Below are 18,209 nucleotides of genomic sequence, written 5' to 3' on the forward strand. Positions count from 1 at the left end.
GGTCCTCGCCGTGCCACGTCCCTTCACCCTCTTCACCGGCCAATGGGCCGATCTTCCGCTGGAGGAGGTCTGCCGGCTCGCCCGTGACTTCGGCTACGACGGCCTTGAACTCGCCTGCTGGGGCGACCATTTCGAGGTCGACAAGGCCCTCGCCGACCCCTCCTACCTGGACGGGCGGCGCGCCCTGCTCGACAAGTACGGACTGAAGTGCTGGGCGGTCTCCAACCATCTCGTGGGGCAGGCCGTCTGCGACAACCCGATCGACGAGCGGCACAAGGCGATCGTGCCCGCCCGGATCTGGGGCGACGGAGAGCCGGAAGGCGTACGGCAGCGGGCGGCACGCGAACTGCAGGACACCGCACGCGCCGCGGCCGCCTTCGGCGTGCGCACCGTCATCGGCTTCACCGGTTCCTCGATCTGGCATCTCGTCGCCATGTTCCCTCCGGTGCCGACGAGGATGATCGAGCGCGGCTACGAGGACTTCGCCGAGCGGTGGAACCCGATCCTCGATGTCTTCGACGCGGAGGGCGTGCGGTTCGCCCACGAGGTCCATCCCAGCGAGATCGCATACGACTACTGGACCACGCACCGGGCGCTGGAAGCCGTCGGCCACCGTCCGGCGTTCGGGCTGAACTTCGATCCCAGCCACTTCGTCTGGCAGGACCTCGACCCGGTCGGATTCCTCTACGACTTCCGGGACCGGATCTACCACGTGGACTGCAAGGAGGCGCGCAAGCGCCTCGACGGCCGCAACGGGCGGCTCGGCTCGCACCTTCCGTGGGGCGACCCGAGGCGCGGCTGGGACTTCGTCTCGGCCGGGCACGGTGACGTGCCCTGGGAGGACGTGTTCCGGATGCTGCGGTCGATCGGCTACGACGGCCCCGTATCGGTGGAGTGGGAGGACGCCGGGATGGACCGGCTGGCGGGCGCACCGGAAGCGCTTGCCACGCTGAGGAGGTACGACTTCGATCCGCCGTCGGCCTCGTTCGACGCGGCCTTCGGAGGCAACGACTAGCCGCGTCCACCGGCATCACCGCAGGCCGGAGCCCGGTGGCGGCAGCCGCCACCGGGCCGGTCCGGCCTGCCCCGGCACGGCTTTGTCCTGCCGCGGGAGAAAGTTCAACTTCCTTGTTGCGCAAGGGCTTTCGACTCAGGACGAACACGGCTACGGTCCCTGAGGTGTACAGGACACAACCCTGACCCCGACCAGCGATTCGACCAGCGATTCGACCAGCGTGAACGGCGCACGCCGGTCCCCGGAGTCTCCGCGGCCACCTCGCGCGCGGAGCCGCACGGCAGCACCCGCTCGTACGACCGGCTACTTCCGGAGGACACACGTGCACAGAAAACGGCCCGGAGCAGGCAGAGTCCGTTCGGGACTCGCGCTTCTCACCGCCACCTCGCTCGCCCTCGCCGCCCCCGTCGGGGCCGTGACACCCGCCCCCGTCGGGGCCGTGACGCCCGCGCACGACGCGCCTGCCGCCGAGCCGGCGGCCGAAGAGTTCCAGCAGGTCACGCTCGCGAAGGGCGAACCCGAGGTCGGCGAGCCCATGTCGCTCGCCGTCCTGCCCGACCGCAGTGTGCTGCACACCTCGCGCGACGGCGAGCTGCGGATGACCGACGCCGCGGGAACGACCCGCGTCGTCGGCACCATTCCCGTCTACGCGCACGACGAGGAAGGCCTCCAGGGCGTCGGTATCGACCCGGAGTTCAGCGAGAGCCGGGCGATATACCTCTACTACGCGCCCCCGCTGGACACGCCCGCCGGCGATGCCCCCAACGAGGGAACCGCCGCGGACTTCGCCAAGTACGACGGCGTCAACCGGCTCTCCCGCTTCGTCCTCAAGGCCGACGGCACCCTGGACAACGCGAGTGAGAAGAAGGTCATCGACATCCCCGCCACCCGCGGCATCTGCTGCCACGTCGGCGGCGACATCGACTTCGACGCACAGGGCAACCTGTATCTGTCTACCGGGGACGACTCCAACCCGTTCGCCTCGGACGGCTTCACGCCCATCGACGCGCGGCCCGACCGCAACCCCGCGTACGACGCCCGCCGCACCTCGGGCAACACCGACGACCTGCGCGGAAAGATCCTCCGCATCAAGGTCGCCGACGACGGCTCGTACACCGTCCCCGACGGCAACCTCTTCGCCCCGGGCACGGAGAAGACCCGCCCCGAGATCTACGCGATGGGCTTCCGCAACCCGTTCCGCTTCAGCGTCGACAAGAAGACGGGTGTGCTGTACGTCGGCGACTACGGGCCGGACGCCGGTGCGGCCGACCCCAAGCGCGGTCCGGCCGGACAGGTCGAGTTCGCCCGGGTCACCAAGCCGGGCAACTTCGGCTGGCCCTTCTGCACCGGCAAGAACGACGCCTACGTCGACTACGACTTCGCGACGAAGGCGTCCGGAGCCACGTTCGACTGTGCGGCTCCGAAGAACGACTCACCGCACAACACCGGCCTCGTCGACCTGCCGCCCGCCCAGCCCGCCTGGATCCCGTACGACGGCGGATCCGTGCCCGAGTTCGGCACCGGCTCCGAGTCCCCGATGGGCGGACCGGTCTACCACTACGAGGCGGACCTCGACTCCCCGGTGAAGTTCCCCGAGGCGTACGACGGCGACTTCTTCGCCGGTGAGTTCGGCCGGCGCTGGATCAAGCGCATCGAGCACGGCGCCGACGGTACCGTCCGGTCCGTCAACCCCGTCCCGTGGACCGGGACACAGATCATGGACATGTCGTTCGGTCCCGACGGGGCGCTGTACGTCCTCGACTACGGCACCGCCTGGTTCGGCGGCAACGAGCACTCCGCGCTCTACCGCATCGAGAACTCCACCGACGGGCACTCGCCGGTCGCCGAGGCAGCCGCGGACAAGACGTCCGGCAAGGCCCCGCTGCGGGTCGCCTTCTCCTCGGCCGGCACGACCGACGCCGACGGAGACGCACTCACCTACAGCTGGAACTTCGGCGACGGCGGTACTTCCACGGCCGCCGACCCGACGTACACGTACCGCAAGAACGGCACCTACACGGCGACGCTGACCGCGAAGGACGCGACCGGGCGCACCGGCTCCGCCGGCGTCCAGGTCGTCGTCGGCAACACCGCGCCCAAGGTGACCCTGCAACTGCCTGCCGAGGGCGCGCTGTTCGGCTTCGGCGACGAGATCCCGTTCAAGGTGACCGTCACGGACCCCGAGGACAGCGCGGCCGGCTCGATCGACTGCGCCAAGGTGAAGGTGACGTACGTCCTCGGCCATGACAGCCACGGCCACCCCGTGACGTCGGCGAACGGCTGCACCGGCACCATCAAGACGTCCGCCGACGGCGGCCACGACCCGAACGCGAACATCTTCGGGGTCTTCGACGCCGAGTACACGGACGGCGGAGGCGGCGGCCAGGCCGCGCTCACCAGCCACGACCAGGCGCAGCTGCAGCCGCGCCACCGGCAGGCCGAGCACTTCACCGGCCAGTCCGGAGTGAGTGTCATCAACAAGCCGCCCGCCAACGGAGGCAAGACCGTGGGCGACATCGACAACGGGGACTGGATCTCCTTCAAGCCGTACAACCTGACCGGATCCACCAAGCTCACCGCTCGTGTCTCCTCCGGTGGTGCCGGCGGCTTCCTCGAAGTGCGCACGGGTTCGGCGACCGGCACCCTGCTCGGGTCGGCGCCGGTGCCGGTCACCGGCGGCTGGGAGACGTTCCAGGACATCGACGTGCTGCTGCGCGGCGTGCCGAGGGCGACCACCGAGCTCTTCCTGGTCTTCAAGGGCGGGGCGGGAGCGCTCTACGACCTCGACGACTTCGAGATCTCCAACACGCCCGTCGACCGGACCGCCAAGCGGGTCCTCGTCTTCTCCAGGACGGCCGGGTTCCGCCACGACTCCATCCCGACCGCCGTCGCGGCGCTGAAGGAGCTCGGGCAGTCCAGCAACATCACGGTCGACGCCACGGAGGAGGCCGCTCAGTTCACGACGAACAACCTCGCCCGGTACGACGCCGTGGTGTTCCTGTCGACCACCGGTGATGTGCTGGGCGCCGAACAGCAGAAGGCGTTCGAGAACTATGTCGCCACCGGCGGCGGCTACATGGGCGTGCACGCGGCCGCCGACACCGAGTACGACTGGGAGTTCTACGGCGGACTCGTCGGCGCGTACTTCCACTCGCACCCGCAGATCCAGAAGGCGACGGTACGGGTCGAGGACCGCGACCACCCGGCGACCTCCCACCTCGACGAGGCGTGGGAACGCACCGACGAGTGGTACAACTACCGCACCAACCCGCGCGCTCAGGCCCGCGTCCTCGCCACCCTCGACGAGACCACCTATCAGGGCGGCACCATGAAGGGCGACCACCCGATCGCCTGGTGCCAGACCTATCAGGGCGGCCGCGCCTTCTACACCGGCGGCGGACACACCAAGGAGTCCTACGCCGAACCGGCCTTCCGGCAGCATCTGCTGGGCGGACTGCGCTACGCCGCCGGGCAGGTCAACGCCGACTGCAAGCCGCAGACCGGCTACCGGGACCTGTTCAACGGCCACACGCTGGAGGGCTGGAAGCAGGCCGGGCCCGGGAAGTTCGGCGTCGTGGACGGTGAGCTCCGGTCCGAGGGCGGCATGGGCATGCTCTGGTACCAGGCCAAGGAGCTGAAGTCCTACTCGCTCAAGCTCGACTGGAAGATGGCGGGCGACGACAACTCCGGTGTCTTCGTGGGCTTCCCGGCCTCCGACGACCCCTGGTCCGCGGTGAACAACGGCTACGAGGTGCAGATCGACGCCACCGACGCCGCCGACCGCACCACCGGCGCCGTCTACGGCTTCAAGTCGGCGGACATCCAGGCCCGCGACCGGGTGCTGCGGCCGCCCGGCCAGTGGAACAGCTACGAGATCAAGGTCCAGGGTGAGCGGCTCCAGGTCTTCCTCAACGGGGTGAAGATCAACGACTTCACCAACACCGACCCGGCCCGCAGCCTGAAGGACGGCTACATCGGCATCCAGAACCACGGGGCCGACGACCAGGTGTCCTTCCGGAACATCCAGCTCAAGGAGCTGCCCTCCTCCTCGTAGGGCGGCCCCTGCCGGACTCCACAAGCCGGCGGCGGGCGGGGAGACGCCGTACCCCCGCCCGCCGTCCCACCACAGGAAGAGCAGGGAGGCAGCCGTGCCGAGCAGGAACGAATCGGTGTCGCGCACCGGGGTCTGGCTGGTCGGAGCACGAGGCTCCGTCGCCACCGCCGCGGTCGCCGGATGCGCGGCGGTCACCGCCGGGCTGCACCCGGCGACGGGCATGGTGACGGAAACCGCGCCCTTCGCCGGATCCGGGCTGCCGCCGCTGTCCTCCCTGGTCTTCGGCGGTCACGACACGGCCGGCTGCCCCCTGCCCAAGCGGGCGGAGGTGCTGGCCGAGGGTGGTGTCCTGCCACACGGTCTGCCGTCGGCGGTCCACGGCGAACTGGCCGCCGCGAACGACGAGATCCGGGCGGGCGGCCCGCTGCCGGGCGACTCGCGCGGCGACGCCGAGCTGATCGCGGCCTTCACCACCGACATCGTCGCCTTCCGCGAGCGCCACGCACTCGCCCGGGTCGTCGTGGTGAACGTCGCCTCGACGGAGCCCGCACCGGCTCAGGAATCCGAACGACTCCCCGCGAGCTCCCTCTACGCGGCGGCGGCGATCCGGGCGGGCTGCCCGTACGTCAACTTCACCCCCTCCACCGGGCTGCGCACCGCGGCCCTCGAGGACGCCGCCCGTGCCGGCGGACTGCCCCACGCCGGCCGGGACGGCAAGACCGGCCAGACACTGCTCCGTTCCGTGCTCGCCCCCATGTTCGTACAACGCGCCCTGTCCGTACGGGCCTGGTCCGGCACCAATCTCCTGGGCGGCGGGGACGGGGCTGCGCTGGCCGACCCCGCGGCGGCCGCCGCGAAGAACGCCGGAAAGGAACGTGTCCTCACCGACACGCTCGGCGCCGCCCCCGAAGGCGAAGTCCACATCGACGACGTACCGGCCCTCGGCGACTGGAAGACCGCCTGGGACCACATCGCCTTCGACGGCTTCCTCGGCTCGCGGATGGTCCTCCAGACCATCTGGCAGGGCTGCGACTCGGCTCTCGCGGCGCCACTGGTGCTCGACCTCGCGCGACTGGTGGCCCGCGCCCACGAGGCCGGCCTGTCCGGCCCGCTCCCCGAACTCGCCTTCTACTTCAAGGACCCGGACGCAGGCGCCCCGGCGGCACTGCCCGACCAGTACGCCGCGCTGCTCGCCTTCGCGGCGCGGCTGGGGGAGTCCCGGTGACGGGGCGCCGTCGACGGAGCGCCCTCGGTGCTCTGGGCGCCCTGGGCGCCCTGGCTCTTCTGGGTTTTCTGCGCGGGACAGCGGCACACCTGTCACCGGCACACCCGGACCCCGCACCTCGGCGCGGGGCGCGGAGGGCCGCGCCGCGACGTGCGCAGGCGCACGGTGAGCCCACACCCGCGGAAAGCATCGACCGCGGGCGTACGGAGCGGCCGGGCACCGTACCGGGGTCCGCGGAAGCGCGGACCGCCTCGCCAGGGACCGCGGCGGGCGACGGCGACCCGGGCACGGCACGGGGGGCCGGGCGCGGGGCCACGGCCGGGCGCGGCCTGGCCGGGTGTGCGGCCGCGCCGACGGGAGATCTGACGGGAGGACTGACAGGAGGACCGACGGGATATCCGACGGGATATCCGACGGGAGATCCGACGGGAGATCCGACGGGGGCGAAGCAGCCGGGAGCGGTGGGGCCACGTGCTGCCGAGGTGTGCCGTGGGCGGCTCAAGGCGTGGGCCGAACTGCTGCGCGTCTCCGCCCTGTTCACCGTCCCCGGTGACGCCCTCGCGGGCGCGGCCTCCGCCGGCCTGCGCGCCAACCGGGGCACCGCCCTCGCCATCGGCTCCTCCCTGTGCCTCTATGAGGCGGGCATGGCCCTGAACGACTGGGCCGACCGCGACGAGGACGCCGTCGACCGCCCGCACCGGCCGATCCCCTCGGGCCGGATCGGCCAGGCCGCGGCCCTGGCCGCCGCGGGTGCCCTCACGGCGGCGGGGCTTGCCCTCGCCGCGCGGGCCGGTCGTCCGGCCCTGCTCGTGGCATCGGCACTGACCGCGACCGTCTGGTCGTACGACCTGCGCCTCAAGCACACCCCGGCGGGCCCGGCCGCCATGGCATCGGCCCGCGCCCTGGACCTCCTGCTCGGCGCCACGGCAACTCACCCCACCGGCCTGGCCCGCGCGCTCCCGCACGCGGGTCTCCTGGGTGCCCACACCTACGCGATCACCTCCGTCTCCCGCCACGAAGTCCAGGGCGGTTCCACCAAGGCGCCCCTCGCGGCCCTGGCGACGGCCCTGACGCTCGCCACCCTGACGGCCCACGTCCGTACGCCCGGCCGGCCCGCGCCGCACAGCGCGGACGGCGGGGCGGCGCCGCCCCCGAGCATTCACGGCGGGACGCCGCTGCCCCCGCGCACCGGGGAGCGGAGCCTGCCCCGCCCACCAACCCCCTCGCAGGGGCCCGGTGGTTCGCCCCCGGTTGCGGAACTCCTCGCCGCGCTCGCCGCCACCACCTACGCCCGCACCACCGTCACCCCCTTCCTCCACGCCGCTCTCAACCCGTCCCCACCCCTCACCCAGCGCGCCGTCGGCGCCGGTATCCGCGCCATGATCCCGTTGCAGGCCGCCCTCGCCGCCCGCGCCGGGGCCGCCGGCCTCGGACTGGCCGTTCTCGCGCTCATCCCCGTCGCCCGACGCCTCGCCCGGAAGGTGAGCCCCACATGAGCCTGCGCCTCGGCTACGGAACCAACGGCCTCACCGACCTCCGACTCGACGACGCCCTCGCGCTCCTCGCCGACCTCGGCTACGACGGCGTCGGCCTCACCCTCGACCACATGCACCTCGACCCCCTCGCCCCCGACCTCGCCTCCCGCACCCGCCGCCTCGCGGGCCGCCTCGCCGACCTCGGACTGGAGGTCACCGTCGAGACCGGCGCCCGCTACGTCCTCGACCCGCGCCGCAAGCACGGCCCGTCCCTCCTGGACCCCGATCCCGACGGCCGCGCCGCCCGTGCCGGACTCCTCGTCCGTGCCGTTCAGGTCGCCGCGGACCTCGGCGCGCACGCCGTGCACTGCTTCAGCGGCATCACCCCCGACGGCACCGGCGCCACCACCGCCTGGCAGCGCCTGGAAGCCGCCCTCACTCCCGTCCTGGACGCCGCCGCCACTGCCCGTGTCCCGCTCGCCGTCGAACCGGAACCCGGCCACCTCCTTGCCACCATCGACGACTTCGACCACCTCCGCACCCTCCTCGGCGACCCCGAACCCCTCGGCCTCACCCTCGACATCGGCCACTGCCAGTGCCTGGAACCGGCATCCCCCGCCGACTGCGTCAAGCAGGCCGCCCCCTGGCTGCGGCACGTCCAGATCGAGGACATGCGCCGAGGTGTCCACGAACACCTCCCGTTCGGCGACGGCGAGATCGACTTCCCGCCCGTCCTCGACGCCCTGGCCGCAACCGGCTACCAGGGCCTGACCGTCGTCGAACTGCCCCGCCACTCCCACGCGGGCCCAGAACTCGCCCGCGCCTCCATCGAGTTCCTCCGCCGGAACGCCCCGGCCCCGGCCCCCATGAACGGAGCACCGGAATGGCGATCCTGACCCGCGAGGAACTCGACACCCGGCTCGGTGGCGCCGCCCGGGCCTGGCTGCACGAAGCCCTGGCCGAAGCCGCCCATACCGCTGCCGCGCCCGCCGACGCCACCACCCTCTACGCCGTCCCGGCCTGGGAACTCCGCTTCGCCTCCGCCGGCCGCCACTGCGGCCAGGACCACTCCGACTCCGTACGCACCCTCCTCCTCCGGGAGGCCCACGCCGACGCGGCCACCCTCACCCGCCTCTACCAGCAGGGCACCGCCGCCGAACGCCGCGCCGTGCTCCTCGCCCTGCCGCAGCTCGCGCCCGACCCCGCCGTCGGTCTCCTTCTCGTCGAGGACGCCCTGCGCACCAACGACACCCGGCTCGTCGCAGCCGCCGTCGGCCCCTACGCCGCCGAACACCTCGACCCGCACTCCTGGCGCCACGCCCTCCTGAAGTGTCTGTTCACCGGAGTGCCCGTGGACGCCGCCGACGGTCTCGAACGCCGTGCCCGGGGCGACGCGGAACTCGCCCGGATGCTCGGTGACTACGCCGCCGAACGCATCGCCGCAGGCCGCCCCGTACCCGCCGACCTCCACCGCGTCCTCACCCTGACGTCCCCCACGGAGGAGTCCTGATGCGCATCTTCGACCCGCACATCCACATGACCTCCCGCACCACGGACGACTACCAGGCGATGTACGCCGCGGGCGTCCGTGCCCTCGTCGAACCGTCCTTCTGGCTCGGTCAGCCCCGCACCTCACCCGCCTCCTTCTTCGACTACTTCGACTCCCTCCTCGGCTGGGAACCGTTCCGCGCCGCCCAGTACGGCATCGCCCACCACTGCACCCTCGCCCTCAACCCGAAGGAGGCCAACGACCCCCGCTGCACCCCCGTCCTCGATGCACTGCCCCGCTACCTCGTCAAGGACAACGTCGTCGCCGTCGGTGAAATCGGCTACGACTCGATGACCCCCGCCGAGGACACCGCCCTCGCCGCCCAGCTCCAGCTCGCCGCCGACCACGGACTGCCCGCCCTCGTCCACACCCCGCACCGTGACAAGCCGGCCGGCCTGCGCCGCACCGTCGACGTCGTCCGTGAATCCGCACTCGCTCCCGAGCGCGTGCTGCTCGACCACCTCAACGAGACGACGGTGAAGGACGCCGCCGACGCCGGCTGCTGGCTCGGGTTCTCCATCTACCCGGACACCAAGATGGACGAGGACCGGATGGTCACCGTCCTCAAGGCCCAGGGGCTTGAACGCGTCCTGGTCAACTCGGCCGCCGACTGGGGCAAGAGCGACCCGCTGAAGACCCGCAAGGTCGCCGACGCCATGCTCGCCGCCGGATTCACCCACGACGACGTCGACCAGGTGCTGTGGCGCAACCCCGTCGCCTTCTACGGCCAGAGCGGCCGCCTCCAGCTCGACGTCCCGCCCGCCGAGGCCCTGCACGAGGGCAACTCCATCCTCCGCGGCGGGGAATGAGGAGGCGAGACGCATGCGCTTCCGCCACCCCGACGGCACCACCGTCCACCTCTCCTACTGCACCAACGTCCACCCGGCCGAGACCCTCGACGGCGTCATCGCCCAGCTCCGCGACCACTGCGAGCCCGTCCGCAAACGCCTCGGGCGTGACCGCCTCGGGATCGGCCTCTGGCTCGCCAAGGACGCTGCCCGGGCGCTGATCACCGACCCGGCGGCACTGCGCGGCCTGCGCGCCGAACTCGACCGGCGCGGGCTGGAGGTCGTCACCCTCAACGGATTCCCGTATGAGGGATTCGCCGCCGACGAGGTCAAGTACCGCGTCTACCGGCCCGACTGGACCGAACCGGAACGGCTCACCCACACCGGAGACCTGGCCCGCCTCCTTGCCGCACTGCTGCCCGACGACGTCGGCGAAGGGTCCGTCTCCACCCTGCCGCTGGCATGGCGCACCCGCTTCGACGGCCACGCCGCAACCACCGCCCGCACCGCACTGAGCACGCTCGCCGAACGCCTCGACGCGCTCGAAGAACTCACCGGCAAATCCATCCGGATCGCCCTCGAACCCGAACCGGGCTGCACCGTCGAAACCACGGCCGACGCGATCCGCCCCCTCAGCGCCATATCGAGCAGCCGCATCGGCATCTGTGTCGACTCCTGCCATCTCGCCACCTCCTTCGAAGAACCTGGTCCCGCCCTCGACGCCCTCACCGGCGCCGGCATCACCATCCCCAAGGCGCAGCTCTCCGCCGCACTGCACGCCGAACACCCCCACCTCCCCGACGTACGCGACGCCCTCGCGGCCTTCGCCGAACCCCGTTTCCTCCACCAGACCCGCACCCGCACCGCCGCAGGACTGCGCGGCACCGACGACCTCCACGAGGCCCTGGCCGCCGGCACCCTCCCCGACGGTGCTCCCTGGCGCGCCCACTTCCACGTCCCCCTGCACGCACCGCCCGCCCCTCCGCTCACCTCCACTCTTCCCGTACTCCAGGACACCCTGGCCCGCCTCGTCGGAGGCCCCGCTCCGCTCACCCGGCACCTCGAGGTCGAGACGTACACCTGGCAGGCACTGCCTGCCGAGCTGCGCCCCCGCAGCCGCACTCAGCTCACCGACGGAATCGCCGCCGAACTCACCCTCGCCCGCGACCTGCTCATCGACCTCGGCCTCAAGGAACTCCCATGAGCGACATCACCCCGGGCGACTCCGCGCGACCCACCCCCCTCCTCGTCCTGGACGTCGTCGGCCTCACCCCGCGGCTCCTGACCCACATGCCCCACCTGAAACGGCTCGCCACGAGCGGCTCCCAGGCCCCCCTCGGCACCGTGCTGCCCGCCGTGACCTGCGCCGCCCAGTCCACCTTCCTGACGGGCACCCTCCCTTCCGAGCACGGCATCGTCGGCAACGGCTGGTATTTCCGCGAACTCGGCGACGTCCTGCTGTGGCGGCAGCACAACGGCCTCGTCGGCGGCGACAAACTCTGGGACGCCGCCCGCCGCGCCCACCCCGGCTACACCGTCGCCAACATCTGCTGGTGGTACGCCATGGGAGCCGATACCGACATCACCGTCACCCCCCGCCCCGTCTACTACGCCGACGGACGCAAGGAACCCGATTGCTACACCCGGCCGCCGGCCCTCCATGACGAACTCACCGAGAAACTGGGCACCTTCCCCCTCTTCCACTTCTGGGGACCCGGCGCCGACATCGTCTCCAGCCGCTGGATCATCAGCGCCACCCGCCACATCCTCCGTACCCGCAACCCCGACCTCGCGCTCTGCTACCTCCCGCACCTCGACTACGACCTGCAGCGGTTCGGCCCCGACGACCCGCGCTCCCTCCAGGCGGCCGCCGACCTCGACACGGCCATGGCCCCCCTTCTCGACGACGCGCGAGCCGAGGGCCGCACCGTCGTCGCCCTTTCCGAGTACGGCATCACCCGTGTCACACGGCATGTCGACATCAACCGCGAACTGCGCCGCGCCGGACTCCTCGAAGTGCACACGCAGGACGGCATGGAGTACCTCGACGCAATGGCGTCCCGGGCCTTCGCCGTCGCCGACCACCAGCTCGCCCACGTCTACGTACGCCGGCCCGAGGATCTCGACGCCACCAGGGAAGTCCTCGACGGACTTCCGGGTATCGCCGAACTCCTCGGCGACGAAGGCAAGAAGAGCCAAGGCCTCGACCATCCGCGCTCCGGCGAACTCGTCGCCGTAGCCGATCCCGACGCCTGGTTCACGTACTACTACTGGCTCGACGACGACAAGGCACCCGACTTCGCCCAGCTCGTCGAGATCCACCGCAAGCCCGGCTACGACCCCGTCGAGCTCTTCATGGACCCCCAGGACCCGTACGTCCGCGTCAAAGCCGCCACGGCCCTCGCCCGCAAGAAACTCGGTATGCGTTACCGCATGGCCGTCGTACCGCTCGACCCCTCACCCATTCGCGGCAGCCATGGCCGCCTCCCCACGAGCGATGACACCGACAACGGGCCGCTCATTCTGTGCTCCACCCCCCGCGCTGTAACCGGCCGCGTCGCGGCCACCGATGTGAAGTCCCTGCTGCTTCAACTCGCTGGACTCCACTGAACCAGACGCCACTGACAACGAGGAGTTATCCACAATGAGCCGCACGAGCAGGACCCCCGACCCCGAGCTCAGCCACAAGCTCAGCAGACGCGGCATGCTCGGTGTCGCCGCCGGAGCCACCGCAGCCGCCCTCCTCGGCACGGCGGCCGCCCCGGCCACCGCCGCCGCCCACGGAAGCGGCCGGGGCCGCCCCGTACTGCCCCCGGGACGGCTCGGCATCCAGCTCTACTCGCTCCGCGACAAGGTCTCCACGCTCGGCTTCGCCGCCGTCTTCGCCGAACTCGAGAAGTACGGCTACGACGAGGTCGAGTACGCCGGCTACACGCAGGGCTCCGCAGGGCCCATCACCCTTGCCGAGCTCCGCAGGCTCACCCGCGACCACGGGCTGCGCGCCATCGGCAGCCACGTCGGCTACTACTCGTCCGACCCGAACGCCTACACCTTTGCCCAGAACCTCGACAAGGTCCTCGACGACGCCCAGGCGCTCGGCCTCGAGCACATCGGCACCGCCTCCGGCCCCTGGCGCTACGGCGCCACCGTCGACGGCTGGAAGCGCTGCGCCGAGGAGTTCAACGAGTACGGCGCCGCCGCCAAGGCCCGCGGCATGAAGTTCTACCAGCACAACCACGCCGAGGAGTTCTCCTTCGCCACCGACAGGCCGGACGTACGCCTCTATGACGTGCTCCTCGCCGAAACCGAACCCGAGCTCGTCCACCTCGAGATGGACATCTACTGGGCGTACGCGGGTCAGTTCCGCTTCTCCAAGCGTGCCGACGGCACGCCCGCCCCCTTCGACCCGCTGCGCTATGTGCTCAGGCAGCCCGACCGCTATCCGCTGTTCCACGTCAAGGACGGCGAACGCGACGACGCCGCCCGCGACGGCTACCGCATGGTGGACGTCGGGGACGGAGACATCGACTACCAGAGGTTCATCTCGGCGGTGACACGCACCCGTGGCGGCCGCCTCGACCACCACTGGCAGGCCGAACACGACAACCCCGGCGAGTCGTTCACGTTCGCCCGCAAGTCGAGCGAGCACCTCCACTCGCTGCGGGAAGAGGACTGCTGAGCCACCGCACCGCACGCCGGTGACCCCGCCCGTCGGCGAACTGCCGCCGACGGGCGGTCGCGTGGTTCGCGAACACGTCTCCGACTCTTCTCTCTACTGACCAGTAGAGGGAATGTTGCATTCCGTACATCATTGGACGCGAGCATGCCAAGGCCTTTCGTTCGTACGTGAAACGAGCGGCTCTCCCCGACCACCCTCGACCCAGGAGAACCCCCCATGCATGCACGCAGATGGAGGACCGCAACGGCGGCGGTGCTCGCCGCCGCGGCCCTCGCCACGGCGACCCCGGCGGCATCGGCCGCGACCCCGGCGACCGCGGTGAACCAGCCCCGTGCGGCGGCCACCGCCGCACAGGCGGCCGGCGTCGACTACGCGACCTGGCAGCGTGATGTGGCAGCCGTCGTCGCCGTCGCCCGCCCGTACATCGAGCAGCGGACCGCGCAGCCCTCCGGCGAGAAGCAGGCGATCGTTCTCGACATCGACAACACCTCGCTCGAGACCGACTTCCACCCCTTCTGGGAGCTGCCGACCCCCGCGGTCGGCCAGGTCCGCGACCTCGCCCGGTTCGCCGACTCCCGCGGCGTCGCCATCTTCTTCGTCACCGCCCGCCCCGGCATCATCTACTCGCTCACCGACTGGAACCTGAAGAAGGCCGGCTACCCGGTCGACGGTCTGTACGTGCGGGATCTGCCCGACCTGTTCCATGAGGTCAGCGCCTACAAGACCGGGAAGCGCGCGGAGATCGAGGCCAAGGGCTACAAGATCATCGCCAATATCGGCAACAGCGCCACCGACCTGGTGGGCGGTCATGCCGAGCGGACGTTCAAGCTGCCCGACTACGACGGTCAGCTGTCCTGAAAGGCGGGGTGGCCGCGGAGACGGGATCCCCGGTCCCGCGGCCACCCGCCGGCCATCGCGTCGGCCGCTCGCCCAGCCCGTCGACATCGACACCAAGGTCTCGTACGTCCTCGACCGCGCCGTGGGCCGCTTCCTCGCCATCGCCTCCGTGGAAGGCGGCATGGACATCGAGAAGATTGCCGATACCCGGCCCGCCGCGTAAGCATCCAATCGCGTTCCGTACTCCCCACGTGGTGGCGCCTACCGGCTCGGTGCGAGCAGGGACGTCGGCGCTCCGCCACCCCACTGACCACGCGAAATGCGGTTCAGAGGCACCTCGAACCCCTGGTAGAGTTATCCATGTCGCCACGGGGAACACCCTGTGAGCGGCGAAAACACCTAGTCCGGGTGGCGGAATGGCAGACGCGCTAGCTTGAGGTGCTAGTGCCCTTTATCGGGCGTGGGGGTTCAAGTCCCCCCTCGGACACAACCACACGGATTCGAGGGCCTCGACCTTACGGTCGCGGTCCTCGTTTCGTGTTTCGTGGCTGATGGTGATGCCCAGGGCTTCGTAGAGCGGGCCCCTCTTCTCGCTGCCGGCTTCGAGAATGCGCTGTGTGATGCCTCCGAGGCTCTCGGTGAGTTCCGGATCGGCTGGGCGTCGAGTGGGATTGCTTCTTGGTGGTGACGGGGAGCGCGTCGAGTCCCTTGCGCGCCGTCTCCTTGTCTTTCTGTGCCTCGTTGATCCATAGGGGCGTGCGCTGTATTTTCCGGCCCGTTCCTGCCGTCCGTGGTTGCCGGCCCGCTGTCTACGGAGTGCTTGGAGCGACCACGGCACCGCTTCACGGTCAGGACGCCCCTTGGTGACAACGGCCGCTGGGTGCTGGCTCCGCTCGCTCGGCGTGCGCTCCGTGCGCTGGAGAACCAGGGCCGATTCGGCGGGATCGGGGAAGCGTGTCTCACTCGCCGGGCGGTTTCTGTCGCAATACGTGACGGGCCGACCTCTCCGCCCGTTCTGCGTTGGACATGATGCGAGCCTGCTTCCTGGGCCACCAGATCAGTTCTACGAGAAAGATCGCGACCCACAACCACGACACCAAGGCCTCCCGGGTTGACCCCGTAAGGGTGTCGCTCAGGGCGAGGGCCACAGCCAGTGCGGCGAAGAGCAGCACCACCCGTTGGAGGAGGCGGTCTCGTTCCCGGGTTGTCCGCAGCGCGCCGGTGTAGTCGATGACGGCGGGCGCGAGTCGGGAATCGCCGGTGTCCTCACCACGTCGGGTGGCGCGAACCACCGCTACCCGGTCGGCGGACTCCAGGTCATTGGCTCCGGGCCAGGCTCTGCTCATCCGGCGGGCCATCCTGATTCCGCAGAAAGGGATGAGGAAGACGGCCGCCAAGGCTGCGCCCACCCACGATCCGGATTCGGCGAGCACGAATATCCCCAAGAAGACACCGACCGGGAGGCCGATGCTCAATGCTCTGCGAACCGGACCGCCTTGCCATACCCAGCTCGGGACCATAAGCACAGGTTCATGCTGGCAGCCGGCCGGTCCGGGGAGCAATCACCCGGGCCGGCGACACCGGCGGCTGTACAGACGGTGAACGACCTGGCCGACCGCAACGAGATGTCCTACCGGTTCGACCAAGCCCGTAGGGCTATTCGCCGGGCCGTAGCCGAGGGGAGCACCGATGTAGCCCAGGCGGCCGAGTCGCTGGAGCGGGCCGCCGGTCACCCGCGCGGGCAAGCTCGCGCCGACCCTCTTGGGCGGCCGGCACTTCGAGCTGCTGCGCGGCGAGGACGACGCGGGCGCGATCATTGCAGGCGAGCGACCGCAGCGGTGGCGGGCGGCCGTATGCGAACTCACCCGTCATCGGTTCGCGGTCACACGTCCGAGGTGACCGAGAGGCTCTTCACCCTGTTGATGTCCGCGGTCTCCGGGCGCAGGCCGACTCCTTCGGCCGGTACGGCCAGGCGCAGCGTGGGGAAGCGGTTGAGCAGCGCGGGGAACGCGCCCCGCATCTCGGCGCGGGCCGGCTGCTGACCGAGGCACAGGTGGCTGCCGTGGCCGAAGGCCAGGTGCCCGCCGTCCTGCCGGTGGAGGTCGAGCATGTGCCTGTCCCGACCGTACGGCCTCAGCCCTCCGGCGGCCCGTCGAGGTGAAGGTGACGAGCCGAACGAGAGCACTTGCCGGTCGGTTCCGGATCACTCGTCGTTCGGGGAACGCATGAACGTTGATGAGAAGGTTGATGAGAAGTATTGAGCACCGAAGGATGCCGGCTCACTACGCTGGCAGGGCCCGCGCCACGTGAATCCATCGAGAGGAAGGGGCAAGTCCGGGGATGAGCGGACCGCTGCTGCACCGGGTGTTTCCCCAGCTGGTCACCTCACTGCCGCACCTCTCGCTCGGCGACCGGCCGACGCCCGTGCGCGAGCTGACCGGGATGGCGGACGGGGTATCGCTGTGGTGCAAGGACGAGAGCGGATTCGGCTCCGGCGGGTGGGGAGGCAACAAGGTCCGCAAGCTCGAGTGGATCCTTCCCGACGTGCGGCGCCGTGGGAAGCACACGATCCTGACGGTGGGCGGTCTCGGTACGAACTGGGGTCTGGCCACCGCCCTCTACGCTCGTGAACAGGGTCTGTCCACCGCCCTCGCGCTGATCGACCAGCCCGTCAACGACCACGTCCGGGCGCACTTGGACCGACTGCGGCGATCCGGCGCCACCCTGCACCTCACCCGGACGAAGGCCCGGACCGTCGCCGCCGCACCGTGGCTCTTCCTCCGCCACACCACGGGACGGCGGCTGCCGTACTTCCTGCCGGCGGGCGGTTCCGCGCCGATCGGCACGCTCGGCTACGCCGAGGTGGCCCTCGAGCTCGCGGCGCAGGTCGCGGACGGAACCCTGCCGGAGCCCTCGCACATCGTCACCGCCGTCGGCTCAGGGGGTACCGCCGCAGGGCTGGCTCTTGGCCTCCGGCTGGCCGGGCTGCGCACCCGTGTCGTGGGCGTGGTCGTCAACGACACGCTGCGGCTCGACGACCGGGCCGTGGTCGCGCTGGCCGACCGGACGGAGGATCTGCTGCGTGCGCGGGGCGCGAACCTTCCACGGACCCGGATCCTGCCCGACGAGGTGACGATGGTGCGGGAGTGGCTGGGACCGGGCTACGGTCACGCCACACCGGAGGGCGAAAGGGCGCAGCGCCTTGCCTCCGAGAGCGGGCTGCTGGAGCTCGATCCGGTGTATACGGCGAAGGGGTTGGCCGCCCTGCTCGCCATGGCGGCCAACGGCCGTCTGGGCACCGGGCCTGTTCTCTTCCTCCACACCCATGGCCCCCGGGACGCCTTCTGAGCTTCAGGGCGGTCAGCCGTGGGCAGACGTCAGCGCCTTCTGCACCGTTGCGAACCGAGAACGGAGCACCGACGGGCATGCGGCAGGGACGTGACGGCAAGCCGGCTGCGCGGCATCAGCCCGCCCCAGCAGGGGGGCAAATTCGGGAACAGACAGAATGTTTACGGGAGTTACCTGCCTCACGTTTCAGCCGCTGGTTGAGCAACTCACACGCCGTCACCCGTAGACCTCGACAACAG

Annotated in this window: 13 protein-coding genes, 1 tRNA gene and 2 pseudogenes; 14 read left to right on the forward strand and 2 right to left on the reverse strand. The window is 70.7% G+C overall.

What is annotated here, in order from left to right:
* Positions 1 to 10 precede the first annotated feature (10 nt).
* The 13 genes and pseudogenes from AC0699_RS26510 to AC0699_RS26570 all read left to right on the forward strand — a co-directional run bounded on the left by AC0699_RS26510 (position 11) and on the right by AC0699_RS26570 (position 15,109).
* Positions 11 to 1,015 (forward strand): sugar phosphate isomerase/epimerase family protein, encoded by a 1,005-nt coding sequence (locus tag AC0699_RS26510; RefSeq protein WP_478664782.1) that lies wholly within the window; start codon positions 11 to 13, stop codon positions 1,013 to 1,015.
* 322 nt (positions 1,016 to 1,337) lie between these two features.
* Entirely contained in the window at positions 1,338 to 5,069 is a 3,732-nt protein-coding gene (locus tag AC0699_RS26515; protein ID WP_478664786.1) for a ThuA domain-containing protein, read from the forward strand.
* A 94-nt stretch (positions 5,070 to 5,163) separates the two neighbouring features.
* A complete protein-coding gene (locus tag AC0699_RS26520; RefSeq protein ID WP_478664788.1) occupies positions 5,164 to 6,294 on the forward strand; it encodes an inositol-3-phosphate synthase in 1,131 nt (376 codons plus the stop codon).
* Between the two features lie 461 nt (positions 6,295 to 6,755).
* The gene (locus AC0699_RS26525) at positions 6,756 to 7,790 is read left to right on the forward strand and encodes an SCO3242 family prenyltransferase (protein WP_478664791.1); all 1,035 of its coding nucleotides are present in this window, start codon (positions 6,756 to 6,758) and stop codon (positions 7,788 to 7,790) included.
* Entirely contained in the window at positions 7,787 to 8,665 is an 879-nt protein-coding gene (locus tag AC0699_RS26530; RefSeq protein ID WP_478664793.1) for a sugar phosphate isomerase/epimerase family protein, read from the forward strand. Before AC0699_RS26525 ends, AC0699_RS26530 begins: the two co-directional genes overlap by 4 nt.
* Positions 8,653 to 9,279 carry an EboA domain-containing protein gene (locus AC0699_RS26535; RefSeq protein ID WP_478664795.1) on the forward strand — a complete coding sequence of 209 codons (627 nt, stop codon included), beginning with the start codon at positions 8,653 to 8,655 and terminating at the stop codon, positions 9,277 to 9,279. The genes AC0699_RS26530 and AC0699_RS26535 overlap by 13 nt, the downstream gene beginning before the upstream one ends.
* Positions 9,279 to 10,127, forward strand: a complete 849-nt coding sequence (locus AC0699_RS26540; RefSeq protein ID WP_478664797.1) for a TatD family hydrolase — start codon at positions 9,279 to 9,281, stop codon at positions 10,125 to 10,127. Before AC0699_RS26535 ends, AC0699_RS26540 begins: the two co-directional genes overlap by 1 nt.
* Positions 10,128 to 10,140: 13 nt before the next feature.
* The gene (gene eboE, locus AC0699_RS26545) at positions 10,141 to 11,310 is read left to right on the forward strand and encodes a metabolite traffic protein EboE (protein WP_478664799.1); all 1,170 of its coding nucleotides are present in this window, start codon (positions 10,141 to 10,143) and stop codon (positions 11,308 to 11,310) included.
* On the forward strand, positions 11,307 to 12,716 hold the full coding sequence (locus AC0699_RS26550) for an alkaline phosphatase family protein (protein WP_478664800.1): 1,410 nt from the start codon (positions 11,307 to 11,309) through the stop codon (positions 12,714 to 12,716). Before eboE ends, AC0699_RS26550 begins: the two co-directional genes overlap by 4 nt.
* A gap of 34 nt (positions 12,717 to 12,750) precedes the next feature.
* A complete protein-coding gene (locus AC0699_RS26555) occupies positions 12,751 to 13,785 on the forward strand; it encodes a sugar phosphate isomerase/epimerase family protein (protein WP_478664803.1) in 1,035 nt (344 codons plus the stop codon).
* A 216-nt stretch (positions 13,786 to 14,001) separates the two neighbouring features.
* The gene (locus AC0699_RS26560) at positions 14,002 to 14,643 is read left to right on the forward strand and encodes an HAD family acid phosphatase (RefSeq protein WP_478664805.1); all 642 of its coding nucleotides are present in this window, start codon (positions 14,002 to 14,004) and stop codon (positions 14,641 to 14,643) included.
* A gap of 67 nt (positions 14,644 to 14,710) precedes the next feature.
* Positions 14,711 to 14,842, forward strand: a pseudogene (locus tag AC0699_RS26565) (ATP-grasp domain-containing protein); the annotation flags it as partial.
* A gap of 182 nt (positions 14,843 to 15,024) precedes the next feature.
* Positions 15,025 to 15,109: transfer RNA gene (locus AC0699_RS26570), tRNA-Leu, on the forward strand.
* A gap of 472 nt (positions 15,110 to 15,581) precedes the next feature.
* Here AC0699_RS26570 and AC0699_RS26575 read toward each other — a convergent pair.
* Together AC0699_RS26575 and AC0699_RS26580 are read right to left on the reverse strand one after the other, a co-directional pair.
* Positions 15,582 to 16,097 (reverse strand): hypothetical protein, encoded by a 516-nt coding sequence (locus AC0699_RS26575; protein ID WP_478664806.1) that lies wholly within the window; start codon positions 16,095 to 16,097, stop codon positions 15,582 to 15,584.
* Positions 16,098 to 16,504: 407 nt separating this feature from the next.
* Positions 16,505 to 16,741 (reverse strand): annotated as a pseudogene (locus AC0699_RS26580) (cytochrome P450); the annotation flags it as partial.
* Between the two features lie 221 nt (positions 16,742 to 16,962).
* Here AC0699_RS26580 and AC0699_RS26585 point away from each other — a divergent pair.
* Positions 16,963 to 17,970, forward strand: a complete 1,008-nt coding sequence (locus AC0699_RS26585; RefSeq protein ID WP_478664809.1) for a 1-aminocyclopropane-1-carboxylate deaminase/D-cysteine desulfhydrase — start codon at positions 16,963 to 16,965, stop codon at positions 17,968 to 17,970.
* Positions 17,971 to 18,209: the final 239 nt, after the last annotated feature.

The sequence above is a fragment of the Streptomyces sp. NPDC043870 genome (genome assembly GCF_056435785.1).

Bases quoted from the DNA above. Each gene is read 5' to 3' on its own strand.
- AC0699_RS26530 (WP_478664793.1), top strand. From the start codon at position 7,787: ATGAGCCTGCGCCTCGGCTACGGAACCAACGGCCTCACCGACCTCCGA.
- AC0699_RS26540 (WP_478664797.1), top strand. From the start codon at position 9,279: ATGCGCATCTTCGACCCGCACATCCACATGACCTCCCGCACCACGGAC.
- AC0699_RS26535 (WP_478664795.1), top strand. From the start codon at position 8,653: ATGGCGATCCTGACCCGCGAGGAACTCGACACCCGGCTCGGTGGCGCC.
- AC0699_RS26555 (WP_478664803.1), top strand. From the start codon at position 12,751: ATGAGCCGCACGAGCAGGACCCCCGACCCCGAGCTCAGCCACAAGCTC.
- eboE (WP_478664799.1), top strand. From the start codon at position 10,141: ATGCGCTTCCGCCACCCCGACGGCACCACCGTCCACCTCTCCTACTGC.
- AC0699_RS26550 (WP_478664800.1), top strand. From the start codon at position 11,307: ATGAGCGACATCACCCCGGGCGACTCCGCGCGACCCACCCCCCTCCTC.
- AC0699_RS26585 (WP_478664809.1), top strand. From the start codon at position 16,963: ATGAGCGGACCGCTGCTGCACCGGGTGTTTCCCCAGCTGGTCACCTCA.
- AC0699_RS26560 (WP_478664805.1), top strand. From the start codon at position 14,002: ATGCATGCACGCAGATGGAGGACCGCAACGGCGGCGGTGCTCGCCGCC.